Annotated in this window: 10 protein-coding genes; 6 read left to right on the top strand and 4 right to left on the bottom strand. The window is 71.6% G+C overall.

Annotation, left to right across the window (positions count from 1 at the left end; all coding sequences use genetic code 11):
• Nucleotides 1-36 precede the first annotated feature (36 nt).
• Nucleotides 37-615, bottom strand: coding sequence for an amino acid synthesis family protein (locus EJV46_RS00045; protein WP_131546549.1), 579 nt, complete (start codon nt 613-615; stop codon nt 37-39).
• Nucleotides 612-1,769, bottom strand: coding sequence for an amidohydrolase family protein (locus EJV46_RS00040; protein ID WP_131546548.1), 1,158 nt, complete (start codon nt 1,767-1,769; stop codon nt 612-614). Before EJV46_RS00040 ends, EJV46_RS00045 begins: the two co-directional genes overlap by 4 nt.
• A 136-nt stretch (nt 1,770-1,905) precedes the next feature.
• Between EJV46_RS00040 and EJV46_RS00035 the strand changes: the two genes are divergently transcribed.
• The 5 genes from EJV46_RS00035 (at nt 1,906) to EJV46_RS23445 (ending at nt 8,570) form a co-directional block, all read left to right on the top strand.
• Entirely contained in the window at nt 1,906-2,661 is a 756-nt protein-coding gene (locus tag EJV46_RS00035) for a xanthine dehydrogenase family protein subunit M (RefSeq protein ID WP_206020661.1), read from the top strand.
• Nucleotides 2,658-5,309, top strand: a complete 2,652-nt coding sequence (locus tag EJV46_RS00030) for a molybdopterin cofactor-binding domain-containing protein (protein ID WP_131546546.1) — start codon at nt 2,658-2,660, stop codon at nt 5,307-5,309. Before EJV46_RS00035 ends, EJV46_RS00030 begins: the two co-directional genes overlap by 4 nt.
• Nucleotides 5,303-6,790: a 6-hydroxynicotinate reductase gene (locus EJV46_RS00025; protein ID WP_131546545.1), complete on the top strand. Its 1,488-nt coding sequence runs from the start codon at nt 5,303-5,305 to the stop codon at nt 6,788-6,790. Before EJV46_RS00030 ends, EJV46_RS00025 begins: the two co-directional genes overlap by 7 nt.
• A gap of 10 nt (nt 6,791-6,800) precedes the next feature.
• Nucleotides 6,801-7,694, top strand: a complete 894-nt coding sequence (locus tag EJV46_RS00020; RefSeq protein WP_131546544.1) for a UPF0280 family protein — start codon at nt 6,801-6,803, stop codon at nt 7,692-7,694.
• A 99-nt stretch (nt 7,695-7,793) separates the two neighbouring features.
• A complete protein-coding gene (locus tag EJV46_RS23445) occupies nt 7,794-8,570 on the top strand; it encodes a hypothetical protein (protein WP_131546543.1) in 777 nt (258 codons plus the stop codon).
• A gap of 18 nt (nt 8,571-8,588) precedes the next feature.
• Here EJV46_RS23445 and EJV46_RS00010 read toward each other — a convergent pair whose 3' ends face one another.
• Nucleotides 8,589-9,350 (bottom strand): MOSC domain-containing protein, encoded by a 762-nt coding sequence (locus EJV46_RS00010; protein WP_131546542.1) that lies wholly within the window; start codon nt 9,348-9,350, stop codon nt 8,589-8,591.
• Nucleotides 9,351-9,483: 133 nt separating this feature from the next.
• On the opposite strand from EJV46_RS00010, the gene clpB reads away from it, so the two are divergent.
• The gene (gene clpB / locus EJV46_RS00005) at nt 9,484-12,072 is read left to right on the top strand and encodes an ATP-dependent chaperone ClpB (protein ID WP_131546541.1); all 2,589 of its coding nucleotides are present in this window, start codon (nt 9,484-9,486) and stop codon (nt 12,070-12,072) included.
• A gap of 13 nt (nt 12,073-12,085) precedes the next feature.
• Here clpB and EJV46_RS22980 read toward each other — a convergent pair.
• Nucleotides 12,086-12,462: hypothetical protein (locus EJV46_RS22980; RefSeq protein ID WP_206020660.1), on the bottom strand; the 377-nt coding region annotated here is incomplete at its 5' end.

Genomic DNA, 12,462 nt, shown 5'->3' with positions numbered 1-12,462 from the left:
CGTGGCCGGATCGGCGGAATCGGGGCCTGCCCCCGCCTAGCGCAGCCCGTCCTGGCCGGCGATCTCCTCCACCGTGAGGCCTCCCACGCGGGGCAGGGGACGGCCGCCGGTGGTGAGCGCCAGGCAGACCAGGATCTCGTTGCGCATGGGCGCATCGGTCACGCGGGCCTCGACGGCGTCGTAATGGCTGCGGACATAGGCGGCGTCCTTGTGGCCGAGCGGGATGTCGATGGTGGTGCCCGGCCCGCCGCGCTTCTTGGCCGAGGGGATGAGCGCCGGCCCCTTGCCCAGCGCCGCACGGACCGGGGCGCCGAACCTGGGATGCAGGATGGCCGCGGCGTGCTCCAGCTCGCCGGCCTCGCCCACGATGGCGGCCTTGCCGAAGCTGTGCAGCTGCGGCCCCGGGACGCCGAGAACCGCGACGGCCCGCTCGGCCAGCAGCGCGCCCAGCTTCTCGCCGGTCTCGATCAGCTCGCTGAGGTCGTCGAAGTAGCGCCCGGCGAAGGGATTCTCGATGACGGCCATGGCCACCGCGCGCCGGATCGGCGGCGCCACCGGGCGGCCCATTTCGAGCAGCGTGTCCTCGAGCGTGACGAGCAGCTTGCGGATGATCATGCGGCAACCTCCGGGATGCGGGCGGCGGGCGGGGTGTTGCGGCTGCGCGCCGTGCGGACCTCGCCGTCGACCAGGACCATGCCGATGCCGGGCAGCTCGCCGAAGGCGAAGGCCTCGGCGGCATCCGTGCCGGCGCCGCCGATCGGCGCGTCGAGGAAGACCAGGTCGGCGGCGGCGCCGATCGCGATTCGGCCGGCCTGGATCTTGCGGAAGCGGGCCGTGTTGCCGCCCGCGGCCGCGATGGCGATGCCGGGGTCCAGCCCGCCCAGGGAACACAGCAAGGAAATGGTGCGCATCACGCCCAGAGGCTGCACGCCCGAGCCGGCGGGGCTGTCGGTGCCGATGACGAGACGGTCGAGCCGGCCCATCTCGCGCAGGACGTTCATTGCGTGGATCGCGTTGCGCGGATTGCCGTTGTGCACGACCTCGATGGCGCGGCTGGTGCCCTCGATGACCTTCGTCAGCTCGGCCGCCGGCAGGGAGGTGGGGCCGCCATTGATATGGGCCACGATGTCGGCGTCGGCGGCGATCACCACCTCGCGCTGCATGAGGTTCGAGCCGGCGATGGAAGGGCCGCCGCAATGGATCATGGAGGTGAGGCCGGCCTTGCGCGCCATGGCGGCGGCCTCGACCACCTCGTCCCGGTCCCGGACGGTGCCGAGGCCGATCTCCCCCATCAGGGTGACGCCGGCCGCGCCCATCTCGTCGTAATCGGCCTGGGTCATGCCGCGCTCGGGCACCGGCGCGCCGGCGATGACGCGGGCGCCCATCGGCCGGAAGGCGGCGAAGCAGCGCTGGGCCGCGATGGCGAGCGCCTTCACGCCGACCGGATCCCTTGGCCGGCCGGGCAGGTGGACCTCGCCCGCGCTGACCAGCGTGGTGGTGCCGCCATGCACCATCGCCTCGATCCAGCCGAGCTGGTTCTGGCGTGGCGTCCAGTCCCCGAAGGCGGGATGGACGTGATTGTCGATGAGGCCGGGCATGACGGCGCAGCCTCGCGCATCGATGACGGCGCCCTCGCCCGCGAATTCCGAGGCCCGGCCGATCCCGGCGATGCGGCCGTCCTCGATGAGGAGGGCGTCGGCATCGAGCCGGGGCGCGGCGATCTCGCCCGAGAAGACCAGGCCGAGACCCTTCACCAGCGTCCGTGCCATCGCATGCGCTCCCCTTGTGCCGATCCTCAACAGAACAGAGAGGCGCGACGCGGCGCAATATGGCGCGGCCCAGTTTCCCATTGAGCGGCGCGCCGATGGGCTTCAAAATGCCCGCCGTTTTGGGGAGTCCTCCGGCTTGGGCGCTTATGTTCGGCCGCGCGAGCTGCGCGCGGCGCTGGAAGTGCTGGCAGGCTCGGATGGCCAGGTGATCGCCGGGGGCACCGACATCTTTCCCGCGCGGGCCCATGCGGCGGCCTGGGGCGCGCCCCGCGACTCCGATCTGCTGGACGTGACGGCGATCGAGGCGATGCGCGGCATCTCGCGCGAAGGCTTCGGCTGGCGTATCGGCGCGGCCACCAGCTGGGCCGCGCTGCGCGACACGGCCTTGCCGCCGGGCTTCGATGCCCTGCGCGAGGCGGCGCGCCAGGTGGGCGGGCGGCAGGTGCAGGCGCGCGCGACCCTGGGCGGCAATCTCTGCAACGCCTCGCCCGCCGCCGACGGCGTGCCGCCGCTCCTCGTGCTGGACGCTGAGGTGGAGCTGGCCAGCCTCAACGGGTCGCGGCGACTCGCGCTGGGCGACTTCCTGCTGGGCAACCGCCGCACGGCGCGCGCGAAGGACGAGCTGCTGGTCGCGATCCACGTGCACGAGGCCATGGCGCAATCGCCCTCCGTCTTCCTGAAGCTGGGATCGCGCGCGCATCTGGTGATCTCCATCGTGATGGTCGCGGCGAATGCGGCCGGGCGGGTGGCGGTGGGCTCCTGCTCCGAGGTGGCGCGGCTGCTGGACGGGCGCGGGCTGTCGCCGATTGACGACGTGCGCGCCACGGCGGACTACCGGCGCCTCGCCGCGGCGGAACTTGTGGCGCGGGCGCGGGAGCGGCTCGCCGCATGATCCCGCTGCAGGTGAACGGCGCGGCGCGGCAGCTCGACCTGCCGGGGCAGGTCCGGCTGGCCGATGCGCTGCGCGACACGCTCGGCCTGACCGGCACGAAGCTCGGCTGCGACGCGGGCGATTGCGGCGCCTGCACGGTGCTGGTGGACGGCGCGCATGCCTGCGCCTGCCTCGTCCCGCTCGGGCAATGCGAGGGCAGCAGAATCGAGACGGTGGAGGGCCTTGCGCAGACGGCGGAAGGCCAGGCGCTGATGGCCCGCTTCCACGCGCATGGCGCGGCGCAATGCGGTATCTGCACGCCGGGGATGCTGATGGCCGGGACGGAGCTGCTGCGCCGGAACCCCTCGCCCTCCGAAGCGGAGGTGGAGGAGGCTTTGGGAGGCGTGCTCTGCCGATGCACGGGCTACCGGCGGATCATCGACGCGATCCGTGGCGTCGAGGCGGCCGTGGGGGCCGGCGCGGTCGGCGACCGGCTGCCCCGGGTGGACGGCGCGCCGAAGCTGGACGGCACGGAGCGCTTCGGCGCCGACCTCGCGCCGGCCGATGCGCTGTGGATGCGCGCGATCCGCAGCCCGCACGCGCATGCGCGCTTCGTGCTGGGCGACATGGCGGGATTCCTTGCTGCCCATCCCGGCATCCGCGCGGTTCTGACGGCGGGGGACGTGCCGGGCCGCAACGGCTACGGCATCTACCCGCACATCAAGGACCAGCCCGTCTTCGCAGAGGAGCGCGTGCTCCATCGCGGCGATCCGGTCTGCGCCGTGGTCGGCACGCGCAGGGCGGTGGAGGCGCTGCGCTTCGACGCCCTGCCCCTCGCCTGGGAGGTGCTGACGCCGGTCACCGATCCGGGCGTCGCCCTGCGATCCGAGGCACTGCACGCGCAATTCCCGGACAACGTGCTGACCACGGGCTTCGTCCGGCGCGGCGATGCCGAGGCGGCCCTCGCGGGGTGCGCGCATGTCGCCGGGGGCGAGTGGCAGACGAGCTTCGTCGAGCACGCCTATATCGAGCCCGAGGCCGGCTTCGCGCGCCGGATCGGAGACCGTATCGAGCTCTGGTCCAGCACCCAGGCCCCGGGCATGGACCGCGAGGAGGTGGCCGGCGTGCTGGGCCTCTCCATGGACCAGGTGCGCATCATCCCCTCGGCCTGCGGCGGCGGCTTCGGCGGCAAGCTGGATGCCGGCATCCAGCCTATGCTCGCCGTCGCGGCCTGGGTGCTGGACCATCCTGTCCGCGCCGTCTGGTCGCGCACGGAGAGCATGGCCGCCAGCACCAAGCGCCACCCCGCGCGCATCGCCGCCCGCGCCGGCTGCGACGCTGAGGGCCGTCTGGTCGCGCTGGATTTCGAGGGGATCTACGACACGGGCGCCTATGCGAGCTGGGGCCCGACCGTCGCCGGCCGGGTGCCGGTGCATGCCACGGGGCCGTACCGCGTGCCGCATGTCCGCGCCCGGGCGCGGGCGGTGCACACGCATCAGCCGCCCTCCGGCGCCTTTCGCGGCTTTGGCGTGCCGCAGGCGGCCGTCGCGCAGGAGATGCTGTGGGACCGGCTGGCCGATGCCGCCGGGCTCGACCGGCTGGAATTCCGCATCCGCAACGCACTCGTGGCGGGCGACACCACGGCGACGGGCCAGCTCCTGGAGCATTCGGCCGGTCAGCGCCTCTGCTTCGAGGCGCTGCGCCCCGCCTGGATCGAATGGCGCGAACAGGCCGCCGCACGCAACGCGACCGGCGGCGTGCTGCGGCACGGCGTGGGCGTGGCGGGCATGTGGTATGGCATCGGCAATACCGGCATGTCCAATCCCTCCGAGATGCGGATCGTGCTGGGCACGGACGGGCGCATCACCTTCTTCAATGGCGCGGTGGACATCGGCCAGGGCAGCAGCACCGTGCTCATGCAGATCGCGGCCGAGACGCTGGGCCTGCCGGTCGCCGCCTTGGGCCATGTGAACGGCGACACGGCGGCGACGCTGGACGCCGGCAAGACGAGCGCCTCACGGCAGACCTTCGTCAGTGGCCGCGCCGCGCAGGAGGCCGCGGCCGCGTTGCGGGACAAGATCCTGCGCGGAAGCAACGGCTGCCTCGGTTGGGACGGGGCGCTGACCCTGGACGGCGCACCCTTCCGCCCGTCCGAGGCGCTGGAAGGCTATGGCCGCTTCGATCCGCCCACCGTGCCGCTGGACGCGGAGGGGCAGGGCATCCCCTATGCCACCTACGGCTTCGCCGCGCAGCTCTGCGCGCTGGCGGTGGATGTGAAGCTCGGCACGGTGAAGCTGGAACGATTCGTCGCCGCGCATGACGTGGGGCGGGCCATCAATCCGACGCTCGTCGAGGGCCAGATCCACGGCGGCATCGCCCAGGGCATCGGCCTGGCACTCATGGAGGAGTACATCCCCGGGCGGACCGAGAACCTGCACGACTACCTGATTCCGAGCTTCGGCGACGTGCCGCCCATCGACTGCATCCTGATCGAGGAGCGCGAGCCGCTCGGCCCCTACGGCGCCAAGGGCGTGGGCGAGCCGGCGCTCGTGGCGACCGCGCCCGCCATTCTCTCCGCCATCCGCGACGCGACGGGGGCCGAGATCCACCGAATCCCGGCCTTGCCGCATCGCGTCCTCGAGGCGCTACACTCCACCGGCAGATGGTAGACCGCACCTCCATTTTCGGGGCTGCCGAGGCGGATGGGATCGTCCGTTGCGACGCCTGCCCGGTGCTCTGCCGCATCCGGCCCGGGCGCGCCGGCGCCTGCCATCGCTATGCCAACGACAACGGCACGCTCATCCGCACGGACCCGCTGGTCCTGCTGCGCCGGACGGTGGAGGCCGGCGAGCCCGTCATCCCCTTCCTCGATGCCTCGGAGGACTGGGACGGCAATATCGCGCCCGCGGCCGAAACAATCTTTGTCACCGCCATCGGCGCCGGGACCACCTATCCCGACTACAAGCCCGCGCCCTTCATCGTCAGCTCGAAGCACGCGGGCGTGGATACGGTGACGGTCGTGACCGAGGGCATCTTCAGCTATTGCGGCCTCAAGGCGAAGATCGACACCGACCGCCACCTCGGCCCCGAATCCGCCCGCGTGATGCATGAGGGCGAGCAGATCGGCCATGTCACCACGGCGGAATACGGCTCCCAGATGCTGAGCCTCGGCGGCGTGCGGCACCTCACCGGCGGCTCCAAGCGCGAGGGCAACGTCACCTGCGCGGCCATGCTGGCGCTCTGCCGCAAGGAGGCGATCGAGGTCGAGATCGAGGGGGGCTCGCGGCTTACCCTCCAGGCCGGCGCCGCGCCCATCGTGAACGGCGTGCCCGAAAGCCGCATGCGCGTCGGCTGCGGCTCGGCCGCCATCGGCATCTTCGCCCAGCAATGGCAGGGCCATGTGGACGAGGTGATCGTGGTGGACGACCACATCACCGGCGTCCTGACTGAGCACCAGGCGGGGAAATGCCTGGACATGCGGCCCTCGGGCGTCCGCGTGCGCGGCCGGCGCTCCACGCCCGGCCGCTACTTCCAGGTGGCGCATCCGGGCACCGGCTGGGGCGGCACGGACATCTCGGACCCGCTGACGCTCATCGAGAGCATCGACCCCCGGCTCGCCTGGCCGGGCCTGCGCCTGCTGCTCACCAGCACGACCGGCGAGGACTCCCTTTACGTGGAACTGGACGAGACATTGCGGCCCGTCCCCGCGCGCATGCCCGCGCCGGTGGCCGGCACCGTCGCCCGCATCGGCGAGAATTGCGAGCCGGCGCTGACCTCCATCCTCTTCATGGCCGGCGCCGGCGGCTCGCTGCGCGCCGGCGTGACGGAGAACCCGATCCTGCTGACCCGCGGCGTCCAGCGCGGCGACGTCCGCGTGACCATGGGAGGCGCGCCCTGCTACCTCTATCCGGGCGGCGGCATCACCATCATGGCGGATGTCCTGGCCATCCCGGACAAGGCCTTCGGCCACGTGCCGACGCCGGCCCTGGTCGCGCCCCTCGAATTCACCCTGCGCGCGGAGCTCTATGCCGCGCTCGGCGGCCATGTGGAGCGGGCGCTGGGCCTGGAGGCGCTGCTCGCCCAATACGGCCAGGGCGCGACGAGCGAGGCCTGGCCGGCCGGCAATCCCTGGCCGAGCGCCCCTCCATGAGCACTCCGGGATGAGCGCCGGCCAGCACGGGGAGCTGCCCCGGCGCGTCCTGCTGCCGGACGGGAGGCTGCATCTCCAGGACGGGCCGATCGACCTCGTGATCGGCCTCGAGGGCGCCCGCGCGGCCGTCATCGATGCGCGCGAGGCGGCCTGGCGCGCCCTGCATGGGGTGCTGGCCGACCTCGCGCTGGAGCTGCCGCTGCTGCGGGCGCCCTTGCTCGGTCGCCTGCCGGAGCTCCGCCATCCCGTAGGACGGCGCATGGCGGAGGCTGCCTGGCCGCACCGGGCGCAATTCGTGACGCCCATGGTCGCCGTGGCCGGCGCCGTCGCGGAGCATGTGCTGCTCGCCATCGCTGCCGTGCCGGGGCTGTCGCTGGCGCATGTGAACAATGGGGGGGACATCGCGCTGCACCTCGCGCCCGCCAGCTCGCTCCGGGTCGGGCTGATGGAAGGGCCCGAGGCGGCGGCGCCGAGCGGCCTCGCCGTGATCCGCGCGACGGATGCGGTGCGCGGCATCGCGACCTCCGGCTGGCGGGGGCGCAGCTTTTCCCTCGGCATCGCGGATGCCGTGACCGTCCTCGCCGAGCGCGCCCCCGAAGCGGACGCGGCGGCCAGCATCATCGCCAATGCCGTGGACACCGAGCACGATTCGATCCTCCGGCGCTCCGCCGAGAGCCTCGATCCCGACAGCGACCTGGGGGACATCCCGGTCACCGTTGCCGTCGGGGCGCTGCCGCCGGCATTGGTGGCGGAAGCGCTGGATCGCGGCGCGGCCTGCGCGGAGGCGCTCCTGGGACGAGGCCTCATCCTGGGGGCCTGCCTGCGGCTGCAGGGGCGCGTCAGGGTGGTCGGCGCGGCCGGCGTGCTGCTCGCCGGCCTGGAAGCATCGGCGCCAGATTCCTGACACGGTCAAGAATTACACCCGAATCAATGCTGTCGGCGGTCCTGCGGACGTGCAATCCATGGCGAAACGATCTAGCCTGACACGAGCGAGGAGACAGAAATGACGTTCGATCCGAGGCTTCGCCGCCGGCTGCTGGTCCTGAAACTGGCAGCTTTGGGTGGGGCCGCCGCCTCGGGCGATGCCTTCGCGCAGGGATCCAAGGCGCGGCCCCAGCCCGCTCCGCAGCCCACGCCGCCGCCCGGCACGGGCCGCAGCGACTCCGACCCCAGCGATCCGCCCGGCCAGGGCCGTGGCGGCAGCGGCGGCGGCGGCATCAGCGATTCCGACCCGACCGATCCGCCGGGCCAGGGCCGCGGTGGCAGCGGCAGCGGTCGCGGGGGTGTCAGCGATTCCGATCCGAACGATCCTCCCGGTCAGGGCCGCAGCGGCCGGGGCGGGGGCGGTGGTGGCGGAACCAGCGATTCCGATCCGAACGATCCTCCTGGCCAGGGCCGCGGCGGCCAGGGCGGCGGCGGTGGTGGCGGCACCAGCGATTCCGATCCGAACGATCCGCCTGGCCAGGGCCGCGGCGGCAGGGGGGGCGGCGGCGTCACCGACAACGACCCGAACGATCCGCCCGGCCGCGGACGCGGCGGCTCGCGGCCCCAGGGCCCGACCGACAACGATCCGAACGACCCGCCTGGCCGGGGCCGCGGCCCGCAGCCGGGCGGCAAGGCGCGTCCACGCAGCGGGATCAGCGACTCGGATCCGAACGATCCGCCCGGTCAGGGGCGTGGCGGCTCGCGCCCGGCTCCCGCACCCTCCGGCCCCACGGACAACGACCCGTCCGATCCCCCCGGGCGCGGCCGCGGCCCGAATCCGCAGCGGAAGATCTGAACAGCGGCCCGGCCTTGCTCAGGCCGGGTCCAGCCGTTCCAGCGCGTCGCCCACCGACACGCGCCCGCCCTCCAGCACCTCGGCCTGCACGCCGAGGTCAGCATGGCCGAAATGTTCGAAGAGGGTCCGCGGCGGCCGGGCGTCGCGCTCGGCCGTGTCCAGGTTCACCTCGGTGGCGGGGCAGCGGACGATGCGCTTCCAGACCCGCAGCCGCGCCTGACCGAGCTGGATCTCCCGGCCCATCAGGTCGAAATCGCCCCATTCCACGCCGCCGGACACATAGATATTGGCGCGGAAGCGCAGCCGATGGAGCCGCATCCCCGCCGCCCGCTCCAGCGCGGCGAGGCTCGCCAGCGAGATGATGGAAACCGACTTCTGCGGGATATCCGTGAAGTTGTAGCCGGGCGCGTCCACGAGGCGCAGGCGCCCGCGCGCCTCCTCCGCCATGAAATCGGTCATATAGGCCTCGACCTCGGCCCGCCCCTCGGGGGTCCGGATGTCGGCGGCCAGGGAATCTCCGTCGGGCTTGCGGATCACCAGATGGCCGGTCTTGGGGTCATAGGCCGTGTGGAGCTTCACCAGCCGCGCATTGGCCGCGAGGCAGGCGAAATGGGTCTTGCGCATCCAGACCGGCGCGGCCGGATCGAAGGGAGCATCCCCCTGGGCCAGGGCGAAGCGCCGGTCGTGCGGAAGGCACTCGCCGGGGGCGAGGGAAACCTCCTCCAGCGCCTCGGCCGAGAGGCCCTTCACCGGATAGCGATAGATGTGTTCGACGCGCATGACTTCTCCCGACACTTACCCTGGGCGACCCTTGAATCGCGGCGTCCCCCGTTACCACAATGAGAGGCAGGACGCGCTGCCCGATCGGGGGCGCGCCGGACATCGTCGCCTCGAGAAGGGACAGAGATAACCCATGGACCTGGAAAAATTCACCGAACGCGCCCGCGGTTTCCTGCAGGCCGCACAGACCATCGCCATCCGCGAGTATCACCAGCGGCTGACGCCCGAGCACCTGCTCAAGGCGCTGCTCGATGACGAGCAGGGCGCGGCCTCCGGCCTGATCGGCGCCGCCGGCGGCGACGTGAACGCCGTGCGCGGCGCGGTGGAGGCCGAGATCCGGAAGATTCCCGCCGTGCAGGGCGGCAATGCCGGCCAGGCGCCGCAGCTCACCCCCGAGCTGGTTCGCGTGCTCGATGCCGCGCAGCAGGCCGCGACCAAAGCCGGCGACGCCTATGTGGCGCAGGATCGCATGCTGCTCGGCCTCGCCACGGCCGCGAGCCCGGCGCAGCAGGCGCTGAAGGCCGGCCGCATCACGCCCAAGGCGCTGGAAGAGGCCATCGAGCGCCTGCGGAAGGGCCGCAAGGTCGACGCGCCCAGCGCCGAGGAGAGCTTCGACGCGCTGAAGAAATACGCACGCGACCTCACCGAGGCGGCGCGGGGCGGCAAGCTCGACCCGGTGATCGGCCGCGACGAGGAGATACGCCGCGCCATCCAGGTGCTGGCCCGGCGCACCAAGAACAACCCTGTCCTGATCGGCGAGCCCGGCGTGGGCAAGACGGCCATCGTGGAGGGGCTGGCGCTGCGCATCGCCCGCGGCGACGTGCCGGAGGCGCTGAAGAACAAGCGCGTCATGTCGCTGGATCTCGGCGCGATGGTGGCCGGCGCCAAGTATCGCGGCGAGTTCGAAGAGCGGCTGAAGGGCGTTCTCAAAGAAGTCGAGGACGCGACCGGCCAGGTCATCCTCTTCATCGACGAGCTGCACACGCTGATCGGCGCGGGCAAGGCGGATGGCGCGATGGACGCGTCCAACCTGCTGAAGCCGGCCCTGGCGCGCGGCGAGCTGCACTGCATCGGCGCGACCACGCTGGACGAGTATCGCAAGCACATCGAGAAGGACGCGGCCCTGGCGCGGCGCTTCCAGCCCGTGCTGGTGGGCGAGCCGAGCGTGGCCGACACGGTCAGCATCCTGCGTGGCATCCGCGAGAAATACGAGCTGCACCACGGCGTCCGCATCACGGACGGCGCGCTGGTGGCGGCCGCGACGCTCAGCAACCGCTACATCACCGACCGGTTCCTGCCGGACAAGGCGATCGACCTCGTGGACGAGGCCGCGAGCCGGCTCCGCATGGAGGTCGACAGCAAGCCCGAGGAGCTGGACGAGCTCGACCGGCGCCTGCTCCAGCTCAAGATCGAGCGGGAGGCGCTGAAGCGCGAGGAGGACCCGGCGTCCCGAGACCGGCTGGAGAAGCTGGAGGCGGAGCTTGCCGAGCTGGGCGAGAAATCCGCCGCTATGACCGCGACCTGGGAGGCCGAGAAGGGCCAGGTGGTGGAAAGCCAGAAGCTCAAGGAGCAGCTGGACCAGGCCCGCACGGAGCAGGATCTGGCCGAGCGGCGGGGCGACCTGAACAAGGCCGCGGAGCTGCGCTACGGGACCATCCCGGGGCTGGAGAAGCAGATCGCCGAGGCGGGCCAAGGAGGGGCGAAGCTGGTCAACGAGGCGGTGACCGAGGAGGGTATCGCCGCCGTGGTGAGCCGCTGGACCGGCGTGCCGGTCGAGAAGATGCTCGAGGGCGAGCGGGCCAAGCTGCTGCGGATGGAGGACGATCTGCGGCGCCGGGTCGTGGGCCAGGAGGAGGCGCTCGAGGCGGTGTCCAAGGCGGTGCGGCGCGCCCGCGCCGGGCTGCAGGACCCGAACCGGCCGATCGGCAGCTTCCTGTTCCTGGGCCCCACGGGCGTCGGCAAGACCGAATTGGTCAAGGCGGTTGCTTCGTTCCTGTTCGACGACGACCGCGCCATGACCCGCATCGACATGAGCGAGTTCATGGAGAAGCACGCCGTGGCGCGGCTGATCGGCGCGCCCCCGGGCTATGTCGGCTACGAGGAGGGCGGCACGCTGACCGAGGCGGTCCGCCGGCGGCCCTACCAGGTGATCCTCTTCGACGAGGTCGAGAAGGCGCATGAGGACGTGTTCAACATCCTCCTCCAGGTGCTGGACGACGGGCGGCTGACGGACGGGCAGGGGCGGACGGTCGATTTCCGCAACTGCATCATCGTCCTGACCAGCAACCTGGGCTCCCAGGCGATCTCTGAGCTGCCGGACGATGCGGACGTGGAGATGGCCAGGCCGGCGGTCATGCGGGCGGTGCGGGAGCGGTTCCGGCCGGAATTCCTGAACCGGCTGGACGAGGTCGTACTGTTCCGGCGGCTGGCGCGCGAGGACATGGGCCAGATCGTGGAGATCCAGCTGCAGCGGCTTCGCGGGCTGCTGGAGGAGCGGAAGATCGCGCTCGACCTGGATGCCGACGCCCGGGATTGGCTGGCGGAGGCCGGCTACGACCCGGTCTACGGTGCCCGGCCGCTGAAGCGCGTGATCCAGCGGAACCTCCAGGACCGTCTGGCGGGGATGCTGCTGGAGGGCGCGGTGAAGAACGGCGACTCGCTCGCGGTCGGTGTGGGCCACGACGGATTGGAGGTTCAGGTCAAGGAGGCGGTGGGCGCATAGGTCATCATGGCCGTCATGCGTTTGAAGCATTCAAATGGGGTTTACAGCCTGGGCTCTCCCCCATAAAAGCCGCTTCACCGAACGAGACGCTGAGGCGCTTCGGACGGTGAAAAGGACCGGTTGACGCGGCTGAGGCAACTTGGCTAGGAAGCCCGCCCGCCACGAGGGAAACCGAAGTGGTACCGATGGCCGGACGAAAGTCCGGCCAAGTTGTTTCACAGTTAAATCTGTTGATGCAGAAGATGTGCGCGTTTGATTGATTACCATGTTTGGTGATTGATGATGGCCGGATTTCTTGGGCATGGATGCGTGGTTGGCGCTGCCTTGGGCGACTGGGGTTGGTGTTGGCTGTGTGTTTGGCTTGGGTGGATTTGGGCATTGTTGGTGCTG

The sequence above is a fragment of the Roseococcus sp. SYP-B2431 genome (assembly GCF_004336745.1).
Classification (GTDB): Bacteria; Pseudomonadota; Alphaproteobacteria; order Acetobacterales; family Acetobacteraceae; genus Roseococcus.
This window is presented reverse-complemented; position numbering and strand designations above follow the sequence as displayed.